Here is a 26,226-nt window from a genome sequence, read left to right as displayed (position 1 = left end):
TCGGCCCCGGCCGGCAGGGCATCCTCTTCCTCATGAGCACACCACCAGAAGGATTGCCCGTCTACCGAGTTCTGACCGGCCGGGACGACGCGACGTTCTGCCAACGTGTGAGCGAAGCGATCGGCCTCGGCTACGAACCACACGAAGGCCCCGCCATCACCTTCAACGGTGAACACATCGTCGTCGCCCAGGCCTTGGTCTGGCGGGCACGGCCGTAGCGGCCGACGCGCCGGACCGCCGGCGCGTCAGCCGACGCGGACCGAGGGACTACGTCCACGGCACGTCCGGCGCCCGGAAGAAGCCGATGTCCTGTGCCTCCAGCCGGGGCGCCTGCGCCGCCAGCCGGCGGCCGTAGGAGGTCCAGTCGAGCGCGGCCGCCGGCGACCAGCCCAGTTCGGCCAGGCCCAACACCCGCGGGAAGGCCAGCAGCTCCCAGTCGCCGCGCGTCGCGACGGTCTCCGTCCACAACGGGGCCTCCACGCCCAGGACCGCCGACTCGGGGACCCCGGCCAGGTACGCCCCCGGGTCCCAGGAGTAGGCGCGGCGCACCGGGACGTACCCCGCCCAGGCCAGGCCCGGCTTCGTCGCCGGGTCGTACTTCATGTCCAGGTAGAGCCGGTCCGCCGGCGACAGGATCAGCGGGTGCCCCGCCTTCGCCGCCGCCACCACGGCCGCCTTGTCCGCGGCCGCGGTCTTGTCGTGGCCCCAGTACTGGAGCACCGCCCCCCGGGCCGGGCGGGCCGCCGCCAGCTGGTGCCAGGCCACGACCGTCTTGCCGTACTTCCCCACCACCGCCTGCGCCCGGTCCATGAAGGCCGCGTAGTCCGCCGCCGGCGTCGCGTGCGCCTCGTCGCCGCCGATGTGCAGGTAGCGGCCCGGGGTGAGCTCCGCCAGCTCCCCGAGGACCTCGTCGATGAACTCGTACGTCCGCTCCTCGGCCACGCACAGGGAGCTGAAGCCCACCTTGACGCCGGTGTACCGCTCCGGGGCCTTCCCGTCGCAGTTCAGCTCGGCGTAGGAGGCGAGCGCCGCGTTCACGTGCCCCGGCATGTCGATCTCGGGGACCACGTCGACGTACCGCTGCCCCGCGTAGTCCACCAGCTCCCGGTACTCGTCCTTCGTCCAGTGGCCGCCGGGCCCGCCACCGACCTCGCTGCCGCCCCCGTACTCCGCCAGTCGCGGCCAGGAGTCGATCGCCAGGCGCCACCCCTGGTCGTCGGTCAGGTGCAGGTGCAGGGTGTTGACCTTGTACTGGGCGAGCTGGTCCACGTACCTCTTCACCTGGTCCACCGAGAAGTGGTGGCGCGCGATGTCGACCATGGCCCCCCGGTACGCGAAGCGCGGCCGGTCGGTGACCGTCCCGCCCGGCACCGTGCCGGGACCCGCCACCGGCACCAGCTGGCGCAGCGTCTGCCCCGCGTGGAAGAGCCCGGCCGGGGTCCGCGCGGTGAGGGTGACCCCGGTCGGGCCTGACTCCAGCCGGTACCCCTCCTCGCCCACCCCCTGCGCCCCCTCGTCGATCCGGAGCCGGATCCCGTCCCCCTGCGCCCCGTCGACCACCGGCAGCGGCAGCCCACTCGGGCCGCGCAGCTGCTCGGCCAGGAGCTCGCCCACCCGGCGGACCTCCTCGTCCGGGCCCCGGCCGGTACGGATGACCGTCCCCGCACCGAAGGAGTACCCGGGGCCTTCGGCGTGCGCGGAAAGGGGCACGGGCAGCAGCCGTTCGAAGGGGGCGAGGGCGACCGGCGGGTCGTCCCCGGGCCTGGCGTCGTCACCGTGGGCGGAGGTGCAGGCCGAGACCAGGGCCGGGGCCGCGGCGAAGGCGAGGAGGGTGCCGAGCGTGCGTCGCAGGACTCTCATGCGCACAGGTATAGGCCAAGCGGGCCGTCCCGTCCGGTGAGCGAATCCGGGGCGGCCGGAAATCATCCGAAGGGGGGCACACCGAGCACCCCACTGGTCCAGACCAGTCCGATCCTGCCCGGAATCGGGCAGGATCTTTGCGTTCATCGCCATTAGCCGCCAATATCTACGAGTGCTCGATCGCCGCCCGTCGCATGACGACCTCGTCGACCACCTGGTGCGCAGCACCGCGCTCCAGCGCGGCGAGGCGGCCCGGGTGGTACTGGACGTGCTCGCCTACTTCGACGAGACGACCGAGGAGTTCGTCCGCCGCCGCCACCGGGAACTGCAGTCCGGCGGAGCGGTGAACACGGAGATCTTCGAGCGGATCGCGGCCGAGCTGCCGCACCGCGCAGTGGCGCCGCCGGAGCTCTCGCTCCGGCAGTTGCGCCGCATCGTCTACGGCTGAGCCGGCGGCCGCCGCACGCGGCACCGGACGAGCACGGAACCGAACTTCAGGAGGGGCAAAACCGTATGTGTGGAATCGTCGGTTACATCGGCAAGCGTGACGTGGCACCGCTGCTGCTGGAGGGCCTGGCACGGCTGGAATACCGCGGATACGACTCCGCGGGCATCGTGGTCAACACCCCGAAGGCCCCGGCCCTGAAGGTCGTCAAGGCCAAGGGCCGCGTCCGCGAGCTGGAGTCCCGCGTTCCCAAGCGCTTCGCCGGCACCACCGGCATCGCCCACACCCGCTGGGCCACGCACGGCGCCCCGAGCGACATCAACTCCCACCCGCACCTGGACCCGGAGAACAAGGTCGCCGTCGTCCACAACGGCATCGTCGACAACTGCTCCGAGCTGCGCGCCAAGCTCGAGGCCGAGGGCGTCGTCTTCGTCTCGGAGACCGACACCGAGGTCATCGTCCACCTGATCGCCCGCTCCGAGGCCGACTCCCTGGAGGAGAAGGTCCGCGAGGCGCTGAAGGTCATCGACGGCACCTACGGCATCGCCGTCATGCACGCCGACTTCGCCGACCGCATCGTCGTCGCCCGCAACGGCTCCCCCGTGGTCCTCGGCATCGGCGAGAAGGAGATGTTCGTCGCCTCGGACGTCGCCGCGCTGGTCGCCCACACCCGCCAGGTCGTGACCCTCGGCGACGGCGAGATGGCCACCATCAAGGCCGACGACTTCCGCACCTACACGACCTCCGGCACGACGACCAACGCCACCCCGGAGACCGTGGAGTGGGAGGCCGCCTCGTACGACATGGGCGGTCACGACACCTACATGCACAAGGAGATCTCCGAGCAGCCCGACGCGGTCGACCGCGTGCTGCGCGGCCGGATCGACGACCGCTTCAGCACCGTGCACCTGGGCGGCCTGAACCTGGACCCGCGCGAGGCGCGCGGCATCCGCCGGGTCAAGATCCTGGGCTGCGGCACCTCGTACCACGCGGGCCTCATCGGCGCCGGCCTCATCGAGGGCATGGCCCGGATCCCCGCGGACGCCGAGCCGGCCTCCGAGTTCCGCTACCGCAACCCGGTCGTGGACCCCGACACCCTCTACATCGCGGTCTCCCAGTCCGGTGAGACGTACGACGTCCTCGCGGCGGTGCAGGAGCTCAAGCGCAAGGGCGCCCGCGTCCTCGGCGTGGTCAACGTGGTCGGCTCCGCGATCGCCCGCGAGGCCGACGGCGGCGTGTACGTGCACGCCGGCCCCGAGGTCTGCGTCGTCTCCACCAAGTGCTTCACCAACACGGTCGTGGCCTTCGCGCTGCTCGCCGTGCACCTCGGCCGCATCCGCGACCTCTCGGTCACCGACGGCAAGCGGATCATCGAGGGCCTGCGCAAGCTGCCCGCGCAGATCCAGGAGATCCTCGAGGGCGAAGAGGACATCAAGAAGCTGGCGGCCGAGTACGCCGAGGCCAAGTCGATGATGTTCATCGGTCGGGTCCGTGGCTACCCGGTGGCGCTGGAGGCCTCCCTCAAGCTGAAGGAGATCTCCTACATCCACGCCGAGGCCTACCCCGCCTCCGAGCTCAAGCACGGTCCGCTGGCGCTGATCGAGCCCTCGCTGCCGACGGTCGCGATCGTCCCGGACGACGACCTGCTGGAGAAGAACCGCGCGGCGCTGGAGGAGATCAAGGCCCGCAGCGGCCGGATCCTGGCGGTCGCCCACCGCGAGCAGGAGAAGGCGGACCACACCATCGTGGTGCCGAAGAACGAGGACGAGCTGGACCCGATCCTGATGGGCATCCCGCTCCAGTTGCTCGCGTACCACACGGCCCTGGCCATGGGCCGGGACATCGACAAGCCGCGCAACCTGGCGAAGTCGGTAACGGTCGAGTGACGATCCTCCCCGCGCTGAAGGCGGGGATTCCCTTCAGCCCGCGTGAGCGGGCTGAAGGGCTTCACGCATCCGCCTCCGGCCGGCGGCCGGGACTCGCATCCGGGGGATGCTGCGCGTGCTGTTGATGTCCGAGCCGCCCGTCCGGCGGGCTCGGGCCTCGATCTCCATCGAGGCATTGCGGTCGGCGTCATCCTCGTGCCCGCACCGGGTGCAGGCGAACAGCCGGCCGCATCCCTTACGGGACCCGGGATCGACCAGGCCGCAGGCGGCGCAGGTCTGAGAGGTGTGGAACGGCGGCACGGCGACGAGTACAGACCCGTACATGCGCGCCTTGTACTCAAGCTGCCGCCGCCGCTCCCCCGGAGTGTTGTCGAGGACCGACCGGTTCAGCCCGGCCTTCGCCCGGACGTTCCTCCCCGGGGCCGCGGCAGTACCTTTCGCAGAGGCGGTCATGCTCTTCACGCGCAGGTCTTCGATACCGATCAGGCCGTGGCTTTTGGCGAGGTCGGTGGTGAGTTTGTGCGTGAAGTCCCGTCGTCGGTTGGCCCGGCGGGTAGTGAGCCTTGCGATCTGAGCGATCGTGGTGCGCAGGCGGCAGCTGTACTTCCCGCCGTTGTGTTTCTTGGCGTAGGTGATCTGTCGCGCCTTGCGCTGTTCCAGCGCCTTGAGCCGCTTCTTCTCCTTGGCTTTCAGTGACGGGGGCATGAGGCGGGGTGTGGTGTCGGTGGAGACGAACGCGGACGCGGCAACACCGAAGTCCACCCCGCACGCGGGCTTCCCGTTCAGCTCGTCCGGCATGCGGCCCGTGTGGACGCCGAACGAGACGTGCCAGCCATTGCCGTCCCGGGAGACCGTGGCATTGCGGACCGTGCCGCCGATCGCTCGGGAGAGCCGGAACCGCAGCCAGCCGAGCTTGGGCAGACGCACCTCGGCCCACTTGCGGTTCAGCTTGCGAACCTCGACCGCCTGGCCAGGGAGCGGGATCGACAGACGGTGCCCGCGCTTCTTCCGCGCCGGAAACCCAGCGGAGTGGCTTGGGTTCCAGAAATTGTCGTACGCACGGTCCAGGCTGCGCAGAATCTGCTGCCCGGACTGCGCGGGCAGGTCACCCATCCAGTCCAGGTCGGTCCGGGCGGCCGTCAGGAACTTGCACTGCTCGACAGAACGCAGGGTGTACCGACGCTGCTCCCACAGGTACACCCGCTGCTCAAGAGCCACGTTCCAAAGAGCACGCGCCGTATGCCCCCACCGCACCAGGACCTGGTCCTGGACCTCGGTGGGGTACGCACGATACTTGCGCCCCGCGTCCGCCTTCACGCGGCCTATCGTGCCGACGACTCATCAACGCAATGCCCCTATGCGCGAAAAAGATAGAAAATGCCCTTTTATAGATGAGAACGGCCCCCAGAATCTCGGGGACCGTTCCGTTCTTACGTAGCCGATCAACTCGCGGCGACCGCGCCGCCGCTACGGGCCTTGCCGAAGGCCATCGGCCAGTGCGCCAGCGCCGCGGTGGCGCCGTACCAGGCCAGCAGTCCGGAGACGGCGGCGACCCAGCCGCCCGCCTTCGCGAGCGTGCCGTTGTCCACGAACGCGCCCAGCGCCAGCAGGAGCAGCGACAGGGTCAGCAGGGCGTAGACGCCCTGACCGAACAGACCGCTCGCGGCGGCGACCGCAAGGGTCAGCGCGAGCATCGCGAAGAGGACAAGAAACGTTCCGGCTGCTTCGTCGGAGACCGAACCTCCCGCACCCTTGGCCCACGTGAACCAGAAGATGCCGAGGCCCGCGAACGCGGTGCCGTTGAACCCGTCGCCGCCGCGGTACTCCAGGAGGCCGAGGAGGAACAGGGCCGCGCCACCGACGTACATCGCGAGCGACACGGAGTTGGCAGCGGACACGCCGTCGATGACGCCGGTGTGGCCGATACCGAATGCGAGAAGGGTGAGACCCAGGGCGATGTTCCCGAGGGTCGAAGTCGAGGCCGTGCTTCCCGCAGAGACACCATTGTCCACGGCGGGCTCCCTTCGATCTGCAGTTGTTTGCTGCGTCCCAGCAGCATTTATCTACCCTTTACACAGGGGCACAACCGTACAAGCGGCTTAACGAACGGTCACGGAACGACAACGGTGGGCGACCGGTCCGGTCGCCCACCGTCGCGCTCGAGGGAGGAGGCGGTCAAGGAATGACGACGACCGGTCGCTGTGCGCGCTTGGCCAAGCGGCCGGCGACCGAACCGAAGATCCGGCCCACGATCCCGTGCGTGGATCCGACGACGATGGCGTCGGCCGAATACTCCCGGCCGACCTCCTCCAGCTCGTGGCAGATGTCACCACCGCGCTCGACCAGGATCCACGGCACTTCGGCCAGATAGTCCGCGCAGGCGAGTTCCAGCCCGAGCACCTCGGTGCGGTGGTCCGGCACGTCGACGAAGACGGGCGGCTCGCAGCCGGCCCACACCGTGGTGGGCAGTCGATTGGCGACATGGACGATGATCAGACCGGATCCGGAGCGTCGGGCCATGCCGATCGCATAGGCGAGTGCGCGTTCACTGGACGTGGATCCGTCGAATCCCACGACGACCCCGTGCCGGAAGGCCGGATCGCAGTGCACACGTGCCTGTTCCGCCGCGCGCAGATCGGCGGCCGACTCGGGGTCGACGACGCGTTTGCGCTTGCGGTCCGCGGGTTCGGGGGATTCGTGACCGGCCATGGGTGTCTCGGCGAAGAGGTCCTTGGAGGAAGCAACAGGGGCGAAATCGGCGACGCAGTGTGACGGAGCTCTGTCCGGGAAGCATCTTCCCAAGCCCGTACCCACCAGGGTACGGCGACACTCCTGTCCTGCACAGGGCATGCCGCCCTTGGAGAGCGTCCCAGGGAGCATGCCGGAGCGAGCGCGCCTTGGCAATGTCCGCTGTCCCCTACAGCCAGTGACGAGGCCGGCCACCGCCACCCGTTGGCGCAGTGACCGAGCCCGCCGCCGGGCGTTGGGACATGCGTCCGACCAACAGGTAAGAGCCCGCAGGGAGCACGCCGTGCCCGGTCACCCGGTTCACCCCGGCCAGCCAGCTCAGCCGACGCAGTCCGCCCCGTACCCCCAGCACGCCCACCCCGCCCCGCAGTTCGCCCCAGCCCCCCGCTCGAACCTTCACCCGTCCGTGCGTTCCGCCGGGCGGCCCCACGACGACCCCGCGGGTGACGTGGTGCGCTGGGCGGCCTTCAGCTGCCTGCTCGTCCCCGTGGTCCTCGTCGTCTACGGAACCTCCTTCGGCGGGGCGGCCGTCGCGACCCTCGGCCTGCTCGCCGTCACGGCCGTGTGCCGGGTCCTGCTGCGCCACTCGGAGGAGAACCGGCGGGCCGCGGCCCGGGGGCCCGCGGAGGGCCACCTTCCGCCCGCCCACCGCGGCCGACACTCGCGCGCCGGTGGCGGGATGCACCGCGGATGCCGGGGTTCCCGCCTACTCTCCCCGCACGACTGACTCATTCGCACACCCACACACGCATGTTTTCAGCCAACTTCCCGACAGGGTGCCCTCCTTGCCGGAATGTCCCCCCGTCCCCCTCATCACCAGCGACGACAGACCCCGGGGGGCGTTCCGGCCCTACAGGTACTGGCCATGGCCGGGCGGCACGCTTCCCGTTCGGGTAGCGGAGTGGAACGCTTACTGATCGAATGCTTTTCGCCAAGTTGAGAAGTCGACATAGCGCTGCGTGCTGAACTTGTCACGCCGACACCACGGGACGCAGTAGATTCGATCATGTATTTACGGCGGGGGATCCACGTGCAAGGCCGAGGGGAAACGTGCAGGTGCGACCAGACCAAGGAGTCGCGACACCCAAGGGGGGCTTAGCGCCATGAGCCAGGATTCCACCGCCGTCGTCGCAGCAGACGCCGGCCGGAAGCTCGCGGGGCGTCGCCGCAGGGAGATCGTCGCGGTGCTGCTCTTCAGCGGCGGACCGATCTTCGAGAGCTCCATTCCACTCTCCGTGTTCGGCATTGACCGGCAGGACGCGGGAGTTCCACGCTACCGATTGCTCGTGTGCGCTGGTGAGGACGGTCCGCTCAGGACCACCGGCGGACTCGAACTGACCGCGCCGTACGGGTTGGAGGCGATCGCCCGGGCAGGAACGGTCGTCGTTCCCGCCTGGCGCTCCATCACTTCGCCGCCGCCGCCGGAGGCGCTCGACGCACTGCGTCTGGCGCACGAGGAGGGGGCCCGGATCGTCGGACTGTGCACGGGAGCCTTCGTGCTCGCCGCCGCCGGTCTGCTGGACGGCCGGCCCGCGACGACGCACTGGATGTACGCGCCGACGCTGGCCAAGCGGTACCCGTCCGTCCACGTCGACCCGCGCGAACTCTTCGTCGACGACGGCGACGTGCTCACGTCCGCCGGCACTGCGGCCGGAATCGACCTGTGCCTGCACATCGTGCGCACGGACCACGGCAGCGAGGCGGCCGGGGCCCTGGCCCGCAGGCTCGTCGTGCCTCCGCGCCGCACCGGCGGCCAGGAACGCTACCTCGACCGGTCGCTGCCGGAGGAGATCGGCGCCGACCCGCTGGCCGAGGTCGTCGCCTGGGCACTGGAACACCTCCACGAGCAGTTCGACGTGGAGACGCTGGCCGCCCGCGCCTACATGAGCAGGCGCACCTTCGACCGGCGGTTCCGCTCGCTCACCGGCAGCGCTCCGCTCCAGTGGCTGATCACCCAGCGGGTGCTCCAGGCACAGCGGCTGCTGGAGACCTCCGACTACTCGGTCGACGAGGTCGCCGGACGCTGCGGGTTCCGCTCGCCGGTCGCCCTGCGGGGTCACTTCCGGCGGCAGCTGGGGTCCTCCCCGGCCGCCTACCGCTCCGCCTACCGGGCACGCCGGCCGCAGGCCGACGTGGCGCAGGTGTCCGACATCAACGCCGGTCCGGTTCCGCACCAACGCACTCCGCAGCCCCACCGGGCGGCGGCGGCCCTGGCCGCATCGGGTCCCACGGTGACGGAGCTGTACGCCCCGGGCCGGGTCCTGCGGGAACACGCCTGACCGCGAGCTGAGTACGGCGCACGAAGGTCCTCCATCGGTCACCGCCGATGGAGGACCTTCCGCATATGCGGTCCGCGCCGTGGGGGACCGCATAAGGTGGGACACATGAACGATCGCATGGTGTGGATCGACTGCGAGATGACCGGGCTCTCGCTGACGGACGACGCACTTATCGAGGTGGCCGCACTGGTCACCGACTCGGAGCTCAACGTGCTCGGCGAAGGCGTGGACATCGTGATCCGCCCGCCGGACGCCGCGCTGGAGACCATGCCCGACGTGGTGCGCGAGATGCACACCGCCTCCGGCCTGCTCGACGAGCTGGCCGGCGGGACCACCCTCGCGGATGCCGAGGCGCAGGTCCTGGCCTACGTGCGGGAGCACGTGAAGGAGCCCCGCAAGGCGCCGCTCTGCGGAAACTCGGTCGGCACCGACCGCGGCTTCCTGCTGCGCGACATGGCCGCGCTGGAGAGCTACCTGCACTACCGGATCGTGGACGTGTCCTCGGTCAAGGAGCTGGCGCGCCGCTGGTACCCGCGGGCGTACTTCAACAGCCCGCCGAAGAACGGCAACCACCGGGCGCTGGCGGACATCAAGGACTCCATCACCGAGCTGCGCTACTACCGGGAGGCGGTCTTCGTACCGCAGCCCGGGCCCGACTCGGACACGGCCCGCAGCATCGCCGCCAAGCACGTCGTGCCGGGCGCGTAGCTCCGGCCGGGCCCCTCCGGAGGGGGCGCGGGGAAAGGGAGGAGCGAGCACCCTCCCGGACCCTGTACCCTTTTCTTCGGCCGGTCGGTTTTCCGACCGGACATGGTGGGTGTAGCTCAGTTGGTAGAGCACCTGGTTGTGGTCCAGGTGGCCGCGGGTTCAAGTCCCGTCACTCACCCTGTGGGAAGGCCCCGGTTCGCGGATGCGGACCGGGGCCTTCTGTATGACCAGGGGCCTTCTTCACGACCGGGGTACCGGGGTCTCCTCCCGGCCCCACGGCCGGGGCCGTCAGGACGACTCGCGGACCACCAGCCGGTTCGGCAGCACGGCGGCCACCTCGGCCCGCTCCCCCGCGATCCGGTCCAGCAGCATCCGGGTCATGGTCCGGCCCATCTCCTCGATCGGCTGCCGGACGCTGGTCAGCGGCGGGTCCATGTGCCGGGCCACCACCGAGTCGTCGAAGCCGACCAGCGCCACGTCCCGCGGGATCCGGCGGCCTGCCGCGCGCAGCTCCCGCCGGGCGCCCGCCGCCATGACGTCCGAGGCGGCGAAGACCGCGTCGAGCCCGGGGCGGCGCTCCAGCAGGGCCCGCATGGCCCGCCGGCCGCCCTCCTCGGTGAAGTCGCCGACCGCGATCATCTGCTCGTCGACGGGGTGTCCGGCGAGGGCCAGGGCCTGCCGGTAGCCGTCGAGGCGGCACTGGGCCCCGTACACGTCCAGCGGGCCGGTGATCGTGGCGATCGCGCGGCGGCCCCGGTCGAGGAGGTGGCTCACGGCCTCGGCCGCGCCCGCCAGGTTGTCGGAGTCCACGCTGGGCAGGGTCTCGGCGGCGGAGCGGCGGCCGCTGATCACCGTCGGGATGCCGAGCTCGGCCAGCAGCTCCGGCAGTGGGTCCCCGGCGTGGACGGAGACGAGCAGCACCCCGTCGACGCGGTGCCCGGACAGGTACTGGGCGAGCCGGCGGCGCTCGCGGTCGCTGCCCGCCAGGGTGAGGACGAGCTGGACCTCGGTGTCGGCGAGCTCGGCGCCGACCCCGCGGACCACTTCGGAGAAGTAGGGCTCGGCGAAGAAGCGGGCCTCGGGCTCGGGGATCACGAGGGCTATGGCGTCGGTGCGGTTGGCCGCGAGGGCGCGCGCGGCGCGGTTCGGTACGTACCCCAGCTCGGCCACGGCCGCCTCGACGGCGACCCTGGTGTGCTCGCTGACCTTGGAGGATCCGTTGATCACCCGGGAGGCCGTGCCGCGCCCGACTCCGGCGCGCGCCGCGACCTCCTCCAGGGTCGGTCGTCCCCCACTGCGCCCGTGCCCGTTCATGACTTCCTCCCGGTTGTGAATCTACCTCTTGACGGCTGTGGGAGCGCTCCCACACTGTGTCACACGACACCCGGCACGTTTCGTCCTTCTGGGAGGAAGCACATGCGCGTCCGATCCCGATCCCGAGCCCGATCCCGAAGAGCCCTCGTCACGACCGTCGCCGCGGTCGCGACCGCGGCCCTGCTGCTCGCGGGGTGCGCACAGGACCCCGACGAGGGCCCCGGCCGGGGCGCCCCCTCCACCGGCACCTCCGGCGGCGCACGGACCACCCTCACCGTCGGGGTCTTCGGGGCCTTCGGACTCCAGGAGGCCGGGCTCTACGACGCGTACATGGCGCAGAACCCCGGGATCCGCATCGAGCAGACCTCCATCGAGCGGAACGAGAACTACTACCCCCAGCTCCTCACCCACCTGGGCACGGGCAGCGGGCTCGCCGACATCCAGGCCGTCGAGGTCAACAACATCGCCGAGATCACCGCCACCCAGGCCGACAAGCTGGTGGACCTGGCGAAGGCCCCCGGCGTGGACAAGGCCGCGTACCTGCCCTGGAAGTGGGCCCAGGGCACGGCGCCCGCGGCCAAGGGCGGGGCCACGGTCGGCCTCGGTACGGACATCGGCCCGCAGGGCATCTGCTACCGCAAGGACCTCTTCGAGGCGGCCGGACTGCCCACCGACCGGACGGCGGTCGGGGCGCTGTGGGCGGGCGACTGGAACAAGTACCTGGAGACGGGCCGGACCTACAAGGCGAAGGCCGGCGAGGGGAAGGCCTTCGTGGACTCGGCCTCGGGCGTCATGGCGGCGGTGACCGGGAGCAGCGCCCAGCGCTTCTACGACGACCAGGGCAAGGTCGTCTACAAGACCAACCCGGCGGTGCGCGGCGCCTTCGACCTGGCGGCCTCCTTCGCCACCGGCGGGCTGAGCGCCAAACTGCAGCAGTTCACCCCGGCCTGGGACCAGGGCTTCTCCAACGGCTCCTTCGCCACGGTCTCCTGCCCGGCCTGGATGCTCGGCTACATCCAGGACAAGGCCGGCCCGGCGGGCAAGGACAAATGGGACGTGGCCCAGGCGCCGAAGCCCAGCAACTGGGGCGGGTCCTTCCTGGTGGTGCCGAAGGCGGGCAAGCACGCCGAGGAGGCGGCGAAGCTGGCGGCCTGGCTGACGGCCCCGGAGCAGCAGGCGAAGCTCTTCGAGAAGCGCGGCAGTTTCCCGAGCGCGAGCGCCGCGTACAAGCTGCCGACGGTGTCGGGCGCGCAGCACGCGTACTTCGGCGGCGCCCCGATCGGCGAGATCTTCGCGAAGGCCGCCGAGGGCGTGCCGGTGACGGTGGTCGGCCCGAAGGACCTCGTGATCGCGCAGAACCTGGCGGACATCGGGATGCTCCAGGTCGACCAGAAGGGCCGCAGCGCGCAGGAGGGCTGGGAGGCCGCGGTGAAGGCGATCGACAACGCCCTGGACCAGTGAGGCGGCGGTGACGGACGAGACGGCTGTGTTGTCCCCCTCCGCCGTCGGCCCGGAGCGGCCGGCGGCGGAGGGGGGCGGCCGGGGCCGGCCGGGCCAGGTGTGGCGCTCGCGCCGCTACCGCTGGGACCTGCGCTGGAGCCCGTACGCCTTCGTGGCGCCCTTCTTCCTCTTCTTCGCCGCCTTCGGGCTGTTCCCGCTGCTCTACACGGGTTGGGCGGCGCTGCACCAGGTGGAGCTGACCAATCCGGACGGCATGACGTGGGTGGGGCTGCGGAACTTCACCCGGCTGTGGGACGACGCGTTCTTCTGGAACGCGCTGCGCAACACGGTGACCATCGGGTTGCTGTCCACGGTGCCGCAGCTGGCGATCGCGCTGGGGCTGGCCCACCTCCTCAACTACCGGCTGCGGGGCTCCGCCTTCTTCCGGGTCGCGGTGCTCACCCCGTACGCGACCTCGGTCGCGGCGGCCACGCTCGTCTTCGTCCTGCTCTTCGGCCGGGACCACGGGATGGTCAATTGGGCGCTTTCGGCCGTGGGTTTCGAGGCGGTCGACTGGCAGAACGGCACCTTCGCCTCCCAACTCGCCGTCTCCACCATCGTGATCTGGCGGTGGACCGGCTACAACGCGCTGATCTACCTGGCGGCCATGCAGGCCGTGTCGGGCGAGCTGTACGAGTCCGCCGCGCTGGACGGGGCCTCGCGCTTCCAGCAGTTCCTGCACGTCACGGTGCCCTCGCTGCGGCCGACGATCTTCTTCACCTGTGTGGTGTCGACGATCGGGGCGACCCAGCTGTTCGGCGAACCGCTGCTGTTCAACGGCGGGGCGGGCGCGACGGGCGGCTCGGACCACCAGTTCCAGACGCTCGGGCTGTACCTGTACGAGCAGGGCTGGGTGAACCTGCACCTCGGGCGGGCCTCGGCGATCGCGTGGGCGATGTTCCTGATCCTGCTGGTGATCGCCGGGGCGGCGCGGCTGCTGCGCGGACGGAAGGACTCCCGATGAGGTCATTGCGCGCGGGCCGGTTCACGTACGTGGTGTTGGCCCTGTTCACGGCCGGCTCGCTCTTCCCGCTCGTGTGGACGGCGATCGCGGCGTCCCGGAGCAATACCCGCCTGGCCCAGACCCCGCCGCCGTTCTGGTTCGGCGGAAATCTGGGGCGCAACCTCCACGTCGCCTGGACCGACGCCAACATGGGCACCGCCCTGCTGAACACGGTGATCGTGGCGGGCACGGTCGCCGCCGGCACGGTGTTCTTCTCCACGCTCGCCGGCTTCGCCTTCGCCAAGCTCCGCTTCCGCGGCAGCCGGCCGTTGCTGGCGCTGGTGATCGGGACGATGCTGATCCCGCCGCAGCTGAGCGTGGTGCCGCTCTACATGCTGATCGCGGAGCTGTCGTGGACCGACCGGCTGCAGGCGGTGATCCTGCCGACCCTGGTGGGCGCCTTCGGGGTGTTCTTCATGCGCCAGTACCTGGTGCACGCGCTGCCGATGGAGCTGGTGGAGGCGGCCCGCACGGACGGGGCGAGTTCGCTGCGGGTGTTGTGGCACGTGGTGTTCCCCGCCGCCCGGCCCGCGATGGCGGTGCTGGGGATGCTGACCTTCGTCATGGCCTGGAACGACTTCTTCTGGCCGGTCGTCGCGCTGACCCAGAACGGCAGCCCGACGGTGCAGGTGGCCCTGACCGGGCTGGGCCGGGGCTACGTCCCCGACCAATCGGTGATCATGGCGGGCGCGCTGCTGGGCACGCTCCCGCTGCTGCTGGTGTTCCTCGTCTTCGGCCGGCAGATCGTCGGCGGCATCATGCAAGGAGCGGTGAAGGGATGACCCAACTCCCGACGAACGCGCACACGAACGCGGAAGCGGAAGCAGACACGGACACGGACACCGGCGGGCGGGAGCTGAGCTTCCCCGACGGGTTCCTGTGGGGGACGGCCACGGCGGCCTTCCAGATCGAGGGCGCCCGGGCCCTGCGCGGAGCGTCCATCTGGGACACCTTCTGCCGTACGCCGGGCAAGGTGCACGGCGGTGACACGGGCGACGTGGCCGTCGACCACCACCGGCTGTGGCGGGAGGACGTGCGGCTGATGGCCTCGCTCGGACTCGGCGCCTACCGGTTCTCGGTGTCCTGGCCACGGGTCCTCGCCGGCGGGATCGGCTTCTACGACGCGCTGGTCGACGAGCTGCTCTCGTACGGGATCCGGCCCTGCGTGACCCTGTACCACTGGGACCTGCCGCAGGAGCTGGAGAGCGCGGGCGGCTGGCCCGAGCGGGAGACGGCCTACGCCTTCGCCCGGTACGCCGAGCAGGTCACGGCGGCGCTCGCCGACCGGGTGGAGCTCTGGACCACCCTCAACGAGCCCTGGTGCAGCGCCTTCCTCGGCTACGCCTCGGGGGTCCACGCGCCCGGCCGCACCTCCCCCGCCGACTCGCTGCGCGCCGCCCACCACCTCAACCTGGCGCACGGGCTGGCCGCGGCGGCGCTGCCGGCCCGGGCCAGGGCCGGTATCGCGCTCAACCCCAGCGCGGTACGGCCGCTGACCGGATCGGCGGCCGACCTGGACGCGGCCCGCCGGATCGACGCCCTGGCCAACCGGGTCTTCACCGGCCCGCTGTTGCACGGCGCCTACCCCGAGGACCTGCTCGCGGACACCGCCGCGGTGACCGACTGGTCCTTCGTCCGCCACGGCGACGAGGCGCTGATCCACCAGCCGCTGGACTACCTCGGGGTGAACTACTACACGCCGGCGGTGGTCTCGGCCGCCCCCGGCGGGACCGGCCCGCGCGCCGACGGGCACGGGGCGGCGGCGCACTCCCCGTGGCCCGGGGCGGAGTCGGTCGCCTTCCACCAACCCCCGGGTGAGCGGACCGACATGGGCTGGTCGATCGACCCCACCGGCCTGTACGACCTGCTGATGCGCTTCACCCGCGAGGCGCCCGGGCTGCCGCTGCTGGTCACCGAGAACGGCGCGGCGTACGCCCCGGACCTGCACGACCCGCAGCGCATCGGCTACCTGGAGGCCCACCTCGCCTCCGTCCACCGCGCCCTGGTGGACGGCGCTCCGGTGGAGGGCTACTTCCTCTGGTCGCTGATGGACAACTTCGAGTGGTCCTACGGGTACAGCAAGCGCTTCGGCATCGTGCAGGTCGACTACGAGACCCAGGCCCGCACCCCCCGCTCCAGCGCCCACTGGTACGCCCGCCTAGCCCGGAAAGGGAGCTTCCGGGCCTATCCGGAGGAGGCGTTCTAGCGGAAGGCCGGGGCCGTGCGGGCCGCCCAGTCCGCGAACGGACGGGGAGCCCGACCGAGGATCTGCCGCACGGCGGGGCTCGGCTCCCGTTCGGCGGGCAGGGGTGCCCCGAGGATCCCGAGGGTGCCCTCCACGACCGGCTCGGGCATGAAGGTCAGCATCTGGGCGCGGGCCTCCTCCCGGGTCTGCTCGACGAAGCGGACGGGCTCGCCCAGGGCCGCGCCGATCGCCTCGGCCCGCTCCTTCGGGGTGACCGGGGCGGGCCCGGTGAGCTCGTAGGTCCGGCCCGCGTGGCCCGGCTCGCGCAGGACCGCGGCCGCGACCTCGGCGACGTCCGCCGGGTCGACGGTCGGGAGCCCCACGTCGCCGAAGGGCGCGGCGGCCGTGCGCCGGGTGCGGATGGTCTCGGCCCAGGCGTAGGCGTTGGAGTTGAGGCCGCCGGAGCGCAGGACCGTCCACTCCAGGCCGCTGCTGCGGACGGCGTCCTCGAACCGCGCGGGGTGGGCGTACACCTCGGGGCGGGTTCCGACGCCCTGGGACGAGAGCAGCACGACCCGGCGGATCCCGGCGGCCGCGGCCCGCTCCAGGATGCCGTGCGGGTCCTCGCCGGCGACGAGCAGGAACAGTGCGTCGGCCCCTTCGAGCGCGGGGCCGAGGCCCTGCGGTTCGGCGAGGTCGCCCTGGTGGTGGCGGACGCCTTCGGGCAGTTCTGCCGGCCGCCGGGAGACGGCGGTCACGCGCTCGCCGGCGTCGGCGAGGATCCGTACGAGTTCCTGCCCCACGTTCCCGGTCGCGCCCGTCACTACGATCATGGTGATCCCCCTTGTGAGTTAGTCGGCTGACTTAATTGTGACCATAGCCCCTCGCCCGATCGCTCGTCTAGAGTGAGTCAGGTGACTGACTCAAAGAAGGGCCGGCGGACGTCCGGCAAACGGGAGCGGCTGGCGGCCGCCGCGGCCCGGGTCCTCCACGCCCAGGGCGTCGCCCCGACCACGCTCGCGGACATCGCCCGGGCGGCCGATGTCCCCGTGGGCAACGTCTACTACTACTTCAAGACCAAGGAAGAACTCGTCGAGGCCGCGATCGACGCGCACGCCCAGACCCTCCGGGGCCTGATCGCCGCCCTCGACGAACTGCCCACCCCCGAGGAGCGGTTGAAGGCCCTGCTGGCCGGCTGGGCCCAACAGCGCGAGCTCACCGCCCAGTACGGCTGCCCCACCGGCACCCTCGCCTCGGAGCTGGACAAGCGCGCCGACGGCCCGGGCCGCTCGATCGCCGCCGTCATGCAGGTCCTGCTCGACTGGACCGAGCAGCAGTTCGCGCAGATGGACCGGGCCGACGCCCGCGAACTCGCCGTCGCCCTGATCGCCGCCTACCAGGGCATCTCACTGCTCACCAACACCTTCCGCGACCCGGAGCTGATGGCCGCCGAGATCCGCCGCCTGGAACGCTGGATCGACTCCCTCCGCTGACGGCTCCGACGCCGGGAGGGAGCCCGTCCGGCGGATCTTGCCGGACGGGCCCCCGGTCCCGAGGAGGGCTCAGCGCTTGAGCGTGAAAGCGAAGTCGCCGGAGAGCTTGCCGCTCAGCCGGACTGCCGAAACGAGTGCGCCCTCCGTGATCAGCCCCTCGACCTCGGCCCGCGAAAGACCGCACCCTTCGGCGATCAGTCGCACCGGCCGGACCGGGATCCGGGCCGCGAAGCGGACCGAAACGTCGATCACCTCGCGGTCCAGGTGATCCGATCCGCCGGTGTCGAGGCGCCATGCGCCGTCCCAGTCGAGGGCGATGCGATTGCGGCGCCGCATGACGGGATCCTGGAGCAACTCAGCTGCCAGGTCAGGGTCGTTGTCATGCATCCGGTCCAGCAGATCGGGTCGTACGGAGCGCACGTTCACCCGCTCGAGGACCGTGAGCTTTGCCGTGTCCCCGCAAGCGGTGCAGAGCACGAGGAGCCAGGCGTCGAGGAGCTTGTGGTGTGCGTTGACGCGGAATTTGCCGTTCGCCCGGAAGCGGTCGGACGCGCACGCGGGACAACGGCGGAGAACGGTCGGTAGGCAGGTGGGCATGACCACCCAGTCATTGAGCACAGAAGTACACCTTCAGTGAGAAGTCCGCAGCAAAAAGCAGCGCGGCGCACAGGCGCGACGCGCGGCAGATCAGCACTCGGGGGGTCTCACAGGGTGTACAACGGCACGTCCTTGCCTAGACGACTTGACTCGGCAGCACGGTAACGGCGCACAGCGGCGCCGCTCCACCGGTTTTACCCTCAGGAGCCGGGCAGGAGAACGTCAGAAACCGGTCGGAAACCGGTCAGAAGCCGGTCAGGAGGAGGCCTTCATCGCCGCCAGGCCCTTCGCCAGCTCCTCGGCGTTCATCACGGGAGCGACGTCGATCTCGGCGTTGAAATGCAGGAACAGGTCCTCCATCAGCGGCGGCATCTGCGCACTGTCCTGCATGTCGAAGACGAGCCAACAGGAGCGCACGCCCTCGTGCAGGCCGAAGTAGGCCGCCTCCGGCTTCACCTTCTCCATCAGCGTCTTGATCGCCTGGGGCAGCGCGCCGGTCTTGATGCCCTCGTTGGTGGCGGCCGTGTCCATGTGCGCCCTGAGCATGACTCTCATGCGTGGCTCCTTCCCTCAGGCCCACCCTCGGCCGGGGGCGGGGGCGCAGCAACATGTGCGCCCCCGTCCGGGGCGGGCCCGGGACGACCTACGCGCCCTGGACGTGGAAGTTGAAGTCCGCGTGGCCGAGCGCGCCCATCAGGCGGAGCCAGATCGGCAGCAGCATCTCGGTGCCCCGGGCCGTCTCGATGCCCCCGAGGTCGAGGACGCTCGCCTCCGGCCACCCGAAGGCGTACAGCAGTTCGCGCACGGACTTCTTGGCGTCCGCGTCCTCGCCCGAGAGGAAGACGTGGTGCTCGCCGGCGACCCGCGCCGGGTCCACCATGATCTGGCAGTTCATCGTGTTCAACGTCTTGACCACCCGCAGCCGCGGGAAGGTCCGCTGGATCAGCTCGGCCAGACTGTCGTCGTTGACCGGGTCCAGGACCGGCGGGAAGCCCCCCGAGAAGTCCAGCGGGTTCGCGATGTCGATGAGGACCTTGCCGTCGAGGTGGGCGGCGTCCGCCTCCGTCAGCGCGGCAATGCTGGCCTGCCCGCCGGTGGCGTTGACCAGCACCTCGCCGTCCCGCGCCGCCTGCGCGAACGTGGCCAGCCCGACCGCGGGGTGGGCCTCCTGCCACTCGGCGTACTCGGAGCGGCCGAGGGTCGCTGCCGGTTCCCTGGTGCCGATGACCACCTGGTGGCCCAGGCCGTCGAGCCGGGCGGCCACCGTACGGCCGACGATCCCGGTGCCGAGGACTGCGTAGCGCATTGCGGAGATCCATTCGTCGAACGGAGGCCGGGCCGTCCCGGCCCACCCCGGACCCGGTCAGCCCAAGATCCCGACATCGTAAAAGAACTGGTACCGGTTCGGGCCGTCCGGCAGGAACCAGTGGAAGCCCTCCTGGAGGAAGACCGCCAGGGTGCTCACGGCGATCACCATGCCCAGGAACCACAGCGCGCACATGCCCGCCGTGCGCAGCGGTCCCGGCCGGACCGCCAGGACGGCGCGGTCGGCCGTCGCGTGGGCGAAGGCCAGGACGACGCCGATGGCGACCACCGAGAACTGGAAGAGGATCCACGCCCAGTGGTACAGGTGCAGGCCGAGCACCTCGCCCCCGTACCCCTCGGCCCCCGGCAGGACGTACAGCATGGTCTGCCGCCAGGACGCGAAGGAGCCCCCGATCGCCGCGACCAGGGACATCCCCCAGCCCGTCATGTAGACGCGGGCCGGCACGGTGCCGCTGAGCAGCGCCGCGCGGATGACGTACGCCGCGCCCAGGGCGGCCAGCAGCATGAACATCCGCTGCACGACGCACAGCGGGCACGGGATGTCCCCGCGGCCGAACTGGTAGTAGAGGCCGGCGCAGACCGCTACCGACCAGCCGAAGGCGAAGAGGCAGGCGAACCAGTACTGGACCCGGCCCAGCAGGCCGCTCTCCGGCGGGGCGTCGGGCACGAGGCTGTGCATCGTCGCGGTCACGGTCAGTAGCTCAGCTTCAGGGCGAGGCCGCTGGTGATGTGGTGCGCCGTCAGCAGGGTGACGGCGATCAGCACCGCCCACCACGCGCCGAGCACGACCGTCCGGGACGCGCCCCGGTACAGGGCGATCAGCGTGGCGAGGAGCCCGCCGAAGATCAGGGTGTCCATGCCGCGGACCGTACCGAGACGGCGACATCACGCCTGCGAGGCGCGCCCCCGGTTACGTCGGTTGCCGCGTCGGCCGCGCGCGGCCCGCCCCGCGCCGGGGCCGCCGAGGCTCCGCCCGTCCAGGCCGATCCAGACCCGGACCTCGGTCCCGCCGAGCACCGAGCGCCCCAGCCGTACGTCGCCGCCGGTCGACTCCGCGACCCGCCGCACGATGTCCAGGCCGAGGCCCGTCGACCCGTCGCGGCCGCCGTCGTTGCCGCGGCGCAGGGCCGCGTCCGGGTCTTCGATGCCGGGACCCGCGTCCGAGACCAGCACGATCACGGCGTCGCCCGCGTCGTGGACGTCCACCGCGAAGGGGGTGCCCTCGGGGGTGTGCCGGAAGACGTTGCCGAGCATGGCGTCGAGGGCGGCGGCGAGTTCGGGCCGCGCCACGGGGATCCGTACCGTACGGTCCACGCCGGCGAGCCGCACCTCGCGGCCCTCGTCCTCCGCGAGCGCCGACCAGAAGGCCATCCGGTCGCGAATGACCTCGGAGGCGTCGCAGCCCGCGCCCGCCCCGGCCCCCGGGCCGGTGGCCGGGCGCTGCTCCCGGGCGGTACGGATGATCGTGTCGACCTCGCGCTCCAGCTGCTCCACGGCGGCGCGGGTCTGCTCGGCGGCCGGGCCGTCGCCGAGCGAGGCCGTGTTGAGCCGCAGCACAGTCAGCGGGGTGCGCAGCCGGTGCGAGAGGTCGGCGGCCAGTTCCCGTTCGTTGGCGAGGAGTTCGACGACCTGGTCCGCCATCGCGTTGAACGCGGCGGCCGCCGAGCGGAGCTCCTTCGGCCCGGCCTCGGGCACCCGGGCGCCGAGCCGGCCCTCACCGAGCTGGTGGGCCGCGTCCGCGAGCCGTTCGGCGGGCCGGACCAGCCGGGCGCCGAGCCGGTCGGCGACCCCGACCGAGCCGATGATCAGGGCCAGGCCGACGCCCGCGAGCACCAGCCAGGCGGTCGCGACCCCGTTGCTGACCTCGCTCTCCGGTACGAAGATCTCCACGACGGCGATGTCACCGGAGCCGAGCGCGGTCGGCTGGAGCAGCGCCGAGCCGCCGCCCGAGACCTTGGCCGTCGTACCCCGTCCCATCCGCCGGGTCTCCGCGACGGCGCGCTCCCCGGCCCGCCCCCGGCCGATGTTCACCGGCGGGCTGTCGCCGATCGCGGGCACGTGGACGGCCATCCGCCGGGCGGCGCCCATCTGGGTGGACTCCACCGCCTTGCGCAGCTGCACGGGGTCGGTGGTGATGGACAGCGTCGGGCCGATGCTGGCGGCCTGCCGTTCGGCGTTGGAGAAGGCCCGGTCACTGGCCATCTCCTGGACGACGAGGCCCAGCGGTACGGCGAAGGCCACGACCACCATGGCCGTGACCGCGAGGCACACCTTGACGAGCGCCCATCTCATCGCGCGCTCACCGGGGCGGCTCCAGCTTGACCCCGACCCCGCGCAGCGTGTGCAGGTAGCGGGGCCGGGCGGCGGTCTCGCCGAGTTTGCGGCGCAGCCAGGACAGGTGGACGTCGATGGTCTGGTCGTCCCCGTACGACTGCTGCCAGACCTCGGCGAGCAGTTCGCGCCGGGCCACGACCACCCCGGGGCGGCCGGCGAGGAAGGCCAGCAGGTCGAATTCCCGGCGGGTGAGGTCCAGTACGGCCCCGTCCAGCTCGGCCTGGCGGCGCAGCGGGTCGATGGCGAGTCCGCCGACGCGCAGGACGCGCGAGGGCGGTTCGGCCCCGGCGGCGGCCCGGGCGCGGCGCAGGACGGCGGACATCCGGGCGGAGAGGTGCTCCACGGAGAAAGGTTTGGTCAGGTAGTCGTCGGCGCCGTCGTTGAGCAGCCGGACGATCTCCGCCTCGTCGTCGCGCGCAGTGGCGATGATCACGGGTACGTCGGTGATGCCGCGCAGCATCTTGAGCGCCTCGGACCCGTCCAGGTCGGGCAGTCCGAGGTCGAGGATGACCACGTCGAAGCGGTGGTGCGCGACCTCGCGCAGCGCCTCCAGGGCCGTGCCGACGCTCCGCACGGTGTGCGAGGCCTCCGTCAGGTGCCGGATGAGGGCGGAACGTACGAACTGGTCGTCCTCGACCACGAGCACACTTGCCATGGCCCGCACCGTAGTCCATCCGGGCGACCCGGCGGGGTGTCGGGCCACTCTTGTGGCGGGTGGTGCAGTATGTGCGTTGATGCGACGAGGACTTCTTCATGCGATGGCATGGATGCTGGCGACCGGCGCGGCGGTGACGCTGTCGTGGTGGGGCGTGCACACCGTCATGTCGGGAACGGCCTACGATCCGCCCCTCGCGGTGCCCCTGACCAACCGTCCGCTGTCCTCGTCGACGCACGGCGCGCAGGCCTCCCCGTCCCCCTCCCCGACCCCGTCCGCGTCCGCATCCCCGTCGCCCTCCGGGTCGCCCACCGCGGACGCGTCGCCGAGCGCCGGGACCTCCCCGGAGAAGTCCCCGAAGCCGTCGACCGCCCCCGGCCCGAACCAGCGGCTGGGCCAGGACGCGGGGAAGGTGCAGGCCTATCCGGTCTCCGGCGGCCGGGTCGTCTTCTCCCTGGGCGCCTCCTCGGCCGAGCTGGTCTCGGCGACGCCGGCGGCCGATTGGCGGATGCAGGTGTGGAAGACGGACTTCTGGATCCGGGTCACCTTCACCCGGGACGGCCGTGAGGTGTCGGTGTTCTGCACGTGGCACGACCACCCGCCGCTGGTCGAGATCGTCGACCCCTGAGGGGCGGGCGACCGTCCAGCGGAAGACCGTCTAGCGGAAGACCGAGGGCGGCGGCTGCGGAGAGGCCACCGCCGAGGCGTCCACGACCGGCGCGGCGCCGCCCGCGAAGTCGGCCAGGGCCCGGCCGTGCTCGACCCGGCCCGGGTGCGGGTCGCTCGCGACCCGGCGGGTGAACTCCGCGACGGGCAGCTCCCGGTCGGCGGCCACCAGGACGGCGTTGCCGAACCGTTTCCCCCGCCACACCACCGGATCGGCGGCCAGCGCCAGCTCCGTGAACCGGGACGCGGCCGTCGCGATCTGGCTCCGCAGATGGGTCAGCGGCGGACCGTCCGCCAGATTGGCCACGTACCACCCGGTGGGGGCGAGGGCGCGGCGCACGTCGTCCAGGAACTCGCCGCTCGTCAGGTGCGCCGGGGTGCGCGCCCCGCTGAACACGTCCGCGATCACCAGGTCCGCCCAGCCGTCCGGGACCTTGGCCAGGCCCGCCCGCGCGTCCACGGCCCGGACCCGGACCCGCGCCTGCGGGTCCAGCGGCAGGTGCTCCCGTACGAAGGCCACCAGGGCGGCGTCGATCTCCACGACCTGCTGGGTGGAGCGCGGCCGGGAGGCCGCGGTGTAGCGGGCGAGGGTGAAGGCGCCGCCGCCCAGGTGCACCACGTTCAGGGGCTGCCGGGCGGGTGCGACGAGGTCGATCAGGTGGCCGATCCGCCGCTGGTACGCGAAGTCCAGGTACCCGGGATCTTCCAGGTCCACGTGCGACTGCGGGGCCCCGTCGATCAACAGGGTCCAGGCCCCGGCCCGCTCCCGGTCCGGCTCCAGCTCCGCCCGGCCACCGTCCACCTGCCCGACGACCGCCTCGGCGCTGCCGCGGCCGCGCTGCTTGCCCTTGTTCCTGTCCTTGCCTGCCACCACCCCATTGTGACGGGCGGCGGCGCAGCACCCGGCCCGGACGCTTCAGCGGCAGTTGTCCGCGGCCTCGATCAGCCGGGCCGCCTCACCGAGCGCCGCCCGCAGCACGTCCGGATCGGTGACCGGCGCGACGGCCTCCGGCGGGAGCAGCCAGCCGGTGGCGTCCGGGGCGTCCGCGGTGGGCGAGGCCGCGTCGCCGAAGCGCATGCCGCGCCCGTTGGTCTGCGTACAGGCACTGCCCGGCAGGTCCCACGCGTCGGCGGTGCCGGACGGCACGAGGAAGCCGAGGGTGTCACCGGATCCGTCGTGCAGGACCGGCCCGACCCCGCCGGCCTGGCTGGCGGCGCGGCGGATGATGTCCACCGCCTCCAGCCCCTGCCGCGTGGGAACGGTCACCAGGTCCAGGTCCGGGGCCGCGCCGGACTCGGACGCGGTGTTCGTTGCAGTGCTCTCCATGCCGCCCTCCACCAAGGGAACCCCTCCTCGATCCGGATCCGCACGGGTTCAACGCACGGGAACGTCAACAGGTGCGGCGGCAAGACGCCACAAAGGATGGCAGTTCATGGCGGATCGCGGGTGAGATATCCCTTTTGTGGCCAAACATTGCATGAACACCCCCTCGCTGGCGGTACTTTCGTGCGCGCCGGACCCCCCGTCACACCACCGGTGCTGCGTTCCTTGCCAGAGAGGTCACGTCCATGGCGGCGTCCCCCCACTCACCCAACTCCACGTTCCGGCAGCTGCGCGGACAGCACTCCCCGGCCGAGTTCGCAGCCCTGGTGCGCCGGGCGGCGAAGGAGATCGGAGAAACGGTTTCCTGCGACGCGCGCTACATCGGCCGGGTCGAATCAGGCGAGATCCGCTGCCCCAACTACGCCTACGAGCGGGTCTTCCTCCACATGTTCCCCGGCCGCGCCCTGGCCGATCTGGGCTTCTCCCCCCGCGAGAGCGTCCGCGGCCGCTCGGCCCAGCGCGATCCCCTCTCCGTCCCCGTACCCCGTTCCCCTTCCAGTGCCAAGGAGAGCGACGTGCTGCGTCGCGCGTTCATGGCGGGCGGCTCCGCGACCGTGGCGGCCGCGACGCTCAGCCTCACCCTGCTCGGCGACGCCCGCCGGCTCCCCACCCGCGCCGGCGAGTCCGAGGCCGCCGCCGTCGAGGACGCGGTACGCCAGATCCGCCTCCTGGACGACCGGCACGGCGCCGACTCCCTGTACCGGCGGGCCGCCGAACCCCTGCGCACCGCCTACGCACTGCTCGACGCGGGAGCCACCCGGCAGTCCACCGAGGACCGGCTGCACTCGGGCGCCGGCGAACTGGCCGTCTCCGTCGGCTGGCTGGCCCACGACTCGGGCCGCTTCGACGACGCCCGCTCGCACTACGCGGAGGCCCTGGCGACGGCCCGGGTCGCGCGGGACGCGGGCCTGGAGGCGCACGCCTTCAGCAACATGGCCTTCCTGGCCCGGGACTGCGGCCGCTCCCGGGAAGCGGTACGGGCCGCCCAGGCGGGCTACCGCGCCGCCCGCTCCCTCGGCTCCCCGCGGCTGCTGTCCCTGCTCGCGCTGCGGGAGGCCGGCGGCTGGGCGGGGCTGGCCGACCGCAGGGCCTGCGAGGATGCGCTGACCCGGGCGCACACGGAATTCGCCCGGGGCGAATCGGACGCCGACCCCGAATGGATGTCCTTCTTCGGACAGGCGGAGCTGGAGTCCCTGGAGGCGCGCTGCTGGTCGGCGCTGGGCGAACACGCCCGTGCGGCCCGGCACGCCCGCCGCGCCGCCGACCTCCAGGACCCGCACTTCGCCCGGAACGTGGCCCTCTACACCGCCGAGCTGGCCGGCGACCTGGCCCGCGCGGGCGCCCCCGACGAGGCCGCGTGGGCGGGCGGCCGGGTGCTGGACCTGCTGACCGAGGTCCAGTCCACCCGGATCCGGTCGATGCTCTCGGAAACAGCCGCAACCCTCATCCCCCACCAACGCTCCCCCCGCGTGGCCGCGTTCCTGACGCGGCGGTAGCCCTGCGGTGTGCCCTGCGGGCGGCTCGGCGGTTTTGCGGCTCGGTGGCACGTTGCCTCGTGCCGAGGTGGGTCGCCTCAAACGCCGGCGGGGCCGGGTCCCCTGCGGGGGCTCGGCGGTTTTGCGGCTCGGTGGCACGTTGCCTCGTGCCGAGGTGGGTCGCCTCAAACGCCGGCGGGGCTTTGATGGGTGGGGCGGTGCCCCGCAGGAGGGTCTCCTCGGCTCGCGCCAGGCGGCCGTGGTTCTGCCAGACGGCCTGGGTTGCGCGCTCGTCCTGCGGGGACCCTCCTCCGTGTCCCCGCCCCACGGCACGGCTCCGACAGCGACGACCCGTCCCCGGAGCGTGG

Annotated in this window: 28 protein-coding genes and 1 tRNA gene; 14 read left to right on the top strand and 15 right to left on the bottom strand. The window is 71.8% G+C overall.

All coding sequences use genetic code 11. The features are described from left to right. Positions 1–32: 32 nt before the first annotated feature. The gene (locus ACIQK6_RS37050; protein ID WP_329101775.1) at positions 33–218 is read left to right on the top strand and encodes a DUF1737 domain-containing protein; all 186 of its coding nucleotides are present in this window, start codon (positions 33–35) and stop codon (positions 216–218) included. 49 nt (positions 219–267) lie between these two features. On the opposite strand, the gene ACIQK6_RS37045 is transcribed toward ACIQK6_RS37050, so the two are convergent. After that, positions 268–1,860, bottom strand: coding sequence for a beta-N-acetylhexosaminidase (locus ACIQK6_RS37045; protein ID WP_402696860.1), 1,593 nt, complete (start codon positions 1,858–1,860; stop codon positions 268–270). Positions 1,861–2,032: 172 nt separating this feature from the next. Here ACIQK6_RS37045 and ACIQK6_RS37040 point away from each other — a divergent pair, with 172 nt between their 5' ends. Further along, positions 2,033–2,308, top strand: coding sequence for a hypothetical protein (locus ACIQK6_RS37040; RefSeq protein WP_329101771.1), 276 nt, complete (start codon positions 2,033–2,035; stop codon positions 2,306–2,308). A gap of 65 nt (positions 2,309–2,373) precedes the next feature. Further along, positions 2,374–4,191: a glutamine--fructose-6-phosphate transaminase (isomerizing) gene (glmS, locus tag ACIQK6_RS37035; protein ID WP_266596228.1), complete on the top strand. Its 1,818-nt coding sequence runs from the start codon at positions 2,374–2,376 to the stop codon at positions 4,189–4,191. A 33-nt stretch (positions 4,192–4,224) separates the two neighbouring features. Here the strand turns inward: glmS and ACIQK6_RS37030 are convergent, their stop codons facing one another. The 3 genes from ACIQK6_RS37030 to ACIQK6_RS37020 all read right to left on the bottom strand — a co-directional run bounded on the left by ACIQK6_RS37030 (position 4,225) and on the right by ACIQK6_RS37020 (position 6,900). Then, entirely contained in the window at positions 4,225–5,508 is a 1,284-nt protein-coding gene (locus tag ACIQK6_RS37030; RefSeq protein ID WP_329101768.1) for a transposase, read from the bottom strand. A 125-nt stretch (positions 5,509–5,633) separates the two neighbouring features. Then, positions 5,634–6,203 carry a GPR1/FUN34/YaaH family transporter gene (locus ACIQK6_RS37025; protein WP_329101766.1) on the bottom strand — a complete coding sequence of 190 codons (570 nt, stop codon included), beginning with the start codon at positions 6,201–6,203 and terminating at the stop codon, positions 5,634–5,636. Positions 6,204–6,366: 163 nt separating this feature from the next. Next, positions 6,367–6,900 (bottom strand): universal stress protein, encoded by a 534-nt coding sequence (locus tag ACIQK6_RS37020; protein ID WP_329101764.1) that lies wholly within the window; start codon positions 6,898–6,900, stop codon positions 6,367–6,369. A 445-nt stretch (positions 6,901–7,345) separates the two neighbouring features. On the opposite strand from ACIQK6_RS37020, the gene ACIQK6_RS37015 reads away from it, so the two are divergent. The 4 genes from ACIQK6_RS37015 to ACIQK6_RS37000 all read left to right on the top strand — a co-directional run bounded on the left by ACIQK6_RS37015 (position 7,346) and on the right by ACIQK6_RS37000 (position 10,104). After that, positions 7,346–7,666, top strand: coding sequence for a hypothetical protein (locus ACIQK6_RS37015; RefSeq protein ID WP_402696857.1), 321 nt, complete (start codon positions 7,346–7,348; stop codon positions 7,664–7,666). 376 nt (positions 7,667–8,042) lie between these two features. Beyond that, positions 8,043–9,218: a helix-turn-helix domain-containing protein gene (locus ACIQK6_RS37010; RefSeq protein ID WP_329101762.1), complete on the top strand. Its 1,176-nt coding sequence runs from the start codon at positions 8,043–8,045 to the stop codon at positions 9,216–9,218. A gap of 105 nt (positions 9,219–9,323) precedes the next feature. Further along, positions 9,324–9,926 carry an oligoribonuclease gene (orn, locus tag ACIQK6_RS37005; protein WP_030008729.1) on the top strand — a complete coding sequence of 201 codons (603 nt, stop codon included), beginning with the start codon at positions 9,324–9,326 and terminating at the stop codon, positions 9,924–9,926. 105 nt (positions 9,927–10,031) lie between these two features. Beyond that, a tRNA-His gene (locus tag ACIQK6_RS37000) sits at positions 10,032–10,104 on the top strand. Between the two features lie 110 nt (positions 10,105–10,214). On the opposite strand, the gene ACIQK6_RS36995 is transcribed toward ACIQK6_RS37000, so the two are convergent. Then, entirely contained in the window at positions 10,215–11,240 is a 1,026-nt protein-coding gene (locus ACIQK6_RS36995) for a LacI family DNA-binding transcriptional regulator (RefSeq protein ID WP_329101759.1), read from the bottom strand. 102 nt (positions 11,241–11,342) lie between these two features. Between ACIQK6_RS36995 and ACIQK6_RS36990 the strand changes: the two genes are divergently transcribed. The 4 genes from ACIQK6_RS36990 to ACIQK6_RS36975 are packed head-to-tail and all read left to right on the top strand — an operon-like array spanning position 11,343 to position 15,949. Continuing rightward, positions 11,343–12,701 carry an extracellular solute-binding protein gene (locus ACIQK6_RS36990; RefSeq protein ID WP_329101757.1) on the top strand — a complete coding sequence of 453 codons (1,359 nt, stop codon included), beginning with the start codon at positions 11,343–11,345 and terminating at the stop codon, positions 12,699–12,701. 7 nt (positions 12,702–12,708) lie between these two features. Continuing rightward, the gene (locus tag ACIQK6_RS36985; protein WP_402696855.1) at positions 12,709–13,704 is read left to right on the top strand and encodes a carbohydrate ABC transporter permease; all 996 of its coding nucleotides are present in this window, start codon (positions 12,709–12,711) and stop codon (positions 13,702–13,704) included. After that, positions 13,701–14,525: a carbohydrate ABC transporter permease gene (locus ACIQK6_RS36980; protein ID WP_329101755.1), complete on the top strand. Its 825-nt coding sequence runs from the start codon at positions 13,701–13,703 to the stop codon at positions 14,523–14,525. The genes ACIQK6_RS36985 and ACIQK6_RS36980 overlap by 4 nt, the downstream gene beginning before the upstream one ends. Then, positions 14,522–15,949, top strand: a complete 1,428-nt coding sequence (locus ACIQK6_RS36975) for a GH1 family beta-glucosidase (protein WP_402696853.1) — start codon at positions 14,522–14,524, stop codon at positions 15,947–15,949. Before ACIQK6_RS36980 ends, ACIQK6_RS36975 begins: the two co-directional genes overlap by 4 nt. On the opposite strand, the gene ACIQK6_RS36970 is transcribed toward ACIQK6_RS36975, so the two are convergent. Beyond that, positions 15,946–16,761: an NAD(P)H-binding protein gene (locus ACIQK6_RS36970; RefSeq protein ID WP_329101751.1), complete on the bottom strand. Its 816-nt coding sequence runs from the start codon at positions 16,759–16,761 to the stop codon at positions 15,946–15,948. The two genes, ACIQK6_RS36975 and ACIQK6_RS36970, sit on opposite strands and share 4 nt — an antisense overlap. 81 nt (positions 16,762–16,842) lie before the next feature. On the opposite strand from ACIQK6_RS36970, the gene ACIQK6_RS36965 reads away from it, so the two are divergent. Next, entirely contained in the window at positions 16,843–17,421 is a 579-nt protein-coding gene (locus ACIQK6_RS36965; RefSeq protein ID WP_402696852.1) for a TetR/AcrR family transcriptional regulator, read from the top strand. A gap of 69 nt (positions 17,422–17,490) precedes the next feature. Here ACIQK6_RS36965 and ACIQK6_RS36960 read toward each other — a convergent pair whose 3' ends face one another. From ACIQK6_RS36960 to ACIQK6_RS36930, 7 genes are all read right to left on the bottom strand, one after another. Then, a complete protein-coding gene (locus tag ACIQK6_RS36960) occupies positions 17,491–18,039 on the bottom strand; it encodes a DUF1062 domain-containing protein (protein ID WP_329101746.1) in 549 nt (182 codons plus the stop codon). Positions 18,040–18,273: 234 nt separating this feature from the next. Further along, positions 18,274–18,573, bottom strand: coding sequence for a hypothetical protein (locus ACIQK6_RS36955; RefSeq protein WP_329101744.1), 300 nt, complete (start codon positions 18,571–18,573; stop codon positions 18,274–18,276). An 88-nt stretch (positions 18,574–18,661) separates the two neighbouring features. Beyond that, positions 18,662–19,324: an NAD(P)-binding domain-containing protein gene (locus ACIQK6_RS36950; RefSeq protein WP_329101742.1), complete on the bottom strand. Its 663-nt coding sequence runs from the start codon at positions 19,322–19,324 to the stop codon at positions 18,662–18,664. Positions 19,325–19,381: 57 nt separating this feature from the next. Continuing rightward, positions 19,382–20,035 carry a disulfide bond formation protein B gene (locus ACIQK6_RS36945; RefSeq protein ID WP_329101740.1) on the bottom strand — a complete coding sequence of 218 codons (654 nt, stop codon included), beginning with the start codon at positions 20,033–20,035 and terminating at the stop codon, positions 19,382–19,384. 2 nt (positions 20,036–20,037) lie between these two features. Further along, complete coding sequence (locus ACIQK6_RS36940; RefSeq protein ID WP_189737231.1) at positions 20,038–20,202, bottom strand: DUF5993 family protein; 165 nt, start codon at positions 20,200–20,202, stop codon at positions 20,038–20,040. 27 nt (positions 20,203–20,229) lie between these two features. Beyond that, positions 20,230–21,636, bottom strand: coding sequence for a HAMP domain-containing sensor histidine kinase (locus ACIQK6_RS36935; RefSeq protein WP_329101738.1), 1,407 nt, complete (start codon positions 21,634–21,636; stop codon positions 20,230–20,232). Positions 21,637–21,643: 7 nt separating this feature from the next. Beyond that, complete coding sequence (locus tag ACIQK6_RS36930; protein ID WP_030010722.1) at positions 21,644–22,333, bottom strand: response regulator transcription factor; 690 nt, start codon at positions 22,331–22,333, stop codon at positions 21,644–21,646. A 79-nt stretch (positions 22,334–22,412) separates the two neighbouring features. Between ACIQK6_RS36930 and ACIQK6_RS36925 the strand changes: the two genes are divergently transcribed. Further along, positions 22,413–22,961 (top strand): hypothetical protein, encoded by a 549-nt coding sequence (locus ACIQK6_RS36925; RefSeq protein WP_329101736.1) that lies wholly within the window; start codon positions 22,413–22,415, stop codon positions 22,959–22,961. Positions 22,962–22,991: 30 nt separating this feature from the next. On the opposite strand, the gene ACIQK6_RS36920 is transcribed toward ACIQK6_RS36925, so the two are convergent. Further along, on the bottom strand, positions 22,992–23,870 hold the full coding sequence (locus ACIQK6_RS36920; RefSeq protein ID WP_329101735.1) for a fused MFS/spermidine synthase: 879 nt from the start codon (positions 23,868–23,870) through the stop codon (positions 22,992–22,994). A 45-nt stretch (positions 23,871–23,915) separates the two neighbouring features. After that, the gene (locus ACIQK6_RS36915) at positions 23,916–24,326 is read right to left on the bottom strand and encodes a hypothetical protein (protein ID WP_329101733.1); all 411 of its coding nucleotides are present in this window, start codon (positions 24,324–24,326) and stop codon (positions 23,916–23,918) included. 242 nt (positions 24,327–24,568) lie between these two features. Here ACIQK6_RS36915 and ACIQK6_RS36910 point away from each other — a divergent pair, with 242 nt between their 5' ends. Beyond that, positions 24,569–25,879 carry a tetratricopeptide repeat protein gene (locus ACIQK6_RS36910; RefSeq protein ID WP_329101731.1) on the top strand — a complete coding sequence of 437 codons (1,311 nt, stop codon included), beginning with the start codon at positions 24,569–24,571 and terminating at the stop codon, positions 25,877–25,879. Positions 25,880–26,226 lie beyond the last annotated feature (347 nt).

Origin of the sequence: Streptomyces sp. NPDC091682, from assembly GCF_044756625.1 — a bacterium.
GTDB lineage: Bacteria > Actinomycetota > Actinomycetes > Streptomycetales > Streptomycetaceae > Streptomyces.
Note: the sequence above shows the minus strand (reverse complement) of the source record. Positions and strands in the feature narration are given on the sequence as shown.

Coding starts and splice junctions, on each gene's coding strand:
- ACIQK6_RS37050 (WP_329101775.1), top strand. CDS start 33: ATGAGCACACCACCAGAAGGATTGCCCGTCTACCGAGTTCTGACCGGC.
- ACIQK6_RS37045 (WP_402696860.1), bottom strand. CDS start 1,860: ATGAGAGTCCTGCGACGCACGCTCGGCACCCTCCTCGCCTTCGCCGCG.
- glmS (WP_266596228.1), top strand. CDS start 2,374: ATGTGTGGAATCGTCGGTTACATCGGCAAGCGTGACGTGGCACCGCTG.
- ACIQK6_RS37020 (WP_329101764.1), bottom strand. CDS start 6,900: ATGGCCGGTCACGAATCCCCCGAACCCGCGGACCGCAAGCGCAAACGC.
- ACIQK6_RS37010 (WP_329101762.1), top strand. CDS start 8,043: ATGAGCCAGGATTCCACCGCCGTCGTCGCAGCAGACGCCGGCCGGAAG.
- orn (WP_030008729.1), top strand. CDS start 9,324: ATGAACGATCGCATGGTGTGGATCGACTGCGAGATGACCGGGCTCTCG.
- ACIQK6_RS36995 (WP_329101759.1), bottom strand. CDS start 11,240: ATGAACGGGCACGGGCGCAGTGGGGGACGACCGACCCTGGAGGAGGTC.
- ACIQK6_RS36990 (WP_329101757.1), top strand. CDS start 11,343: ATGCGCGTCCGATCCCGATCCCGAGCCCGATCCCGAAGAGCCCTCGTC.
- ACIQK6_RS36980 (WP_329101755.1), top strand. CDS start 13,701: ATGAGGTCATTGCGCGCGGGCCGGTTCACGTACGTGGTGTTGGCCCTG.
- ACIQK6_RS36975 (WP_402696853.1), top strand. CDS start 14,522: ATGACCCAACTCCCGACGAACGCGCACACGAACGCGGAAGCGGAAGCA.
- ACIQK6_RS36970 (WP_329101751.1), bottom strand. CDS start 16,761: ATGATCGTAGTGACGGGCGCGACCGGGAACGTGGGGCAGGAACTCGTA.
- ACIQK6_RS36955 (WP_329101744.1), bottom strand. CDS start 18,573: ATGAGAGTCATGCTCAGGGCGCACATGGACACGGCCGCCACCAACGAG.
- ACIQK6_RS36950 (WP_329101742.1), bottom strand. CDS start 19,324: ATGCGCTACGCAGTCCTCGGCACCGGGATCGTCGGCCGTACGGTGGCC.
- ACIQK6_RS36940 (WP_189737231.1), bottom strand. CDS start 20,202: ATGGACACCCTGATCTTCGGCGGGCTCCTCGCCACGCTGATCGCCCTG.
- ACIQK6_RS36935 (WP_329101738.1), bottom strand. CDS start 21,636: ATGAGATGGGCGCTCGTCAAGGTGTGCCTCGCGGTCACGGCCATGGTG.
- ACIQK6_RS36930 (WP_030010722.1), bottom strand. CDS start 22,333: ATGGCAAGTGTGCTCGTGGTCGAGGACGACCAGTTCGTACGTTCCGCC.
- ACIQK6_RS36925 (WP_329101736.1), top strand. CDS start 22,413: ATGCGACGAGGACTTCTTCATGCGATGGCATGGATGCTGGCGACCGGC.
- ACIQK6_RS36915 (WP_329101733.1), bottom strand. CDS start 24,326: ATGGAGAGCACTGCAACGAACACCGCGTCCGAGTCCGGCGCGGCCCCG.
- ACIQK6_RS36910 (WP_329101731.1), top strand. CDS start 24,569: ATGGCGGCGTCCCCCCACTCACCCAACTCCACGTTCCGGCAGCTGCGC.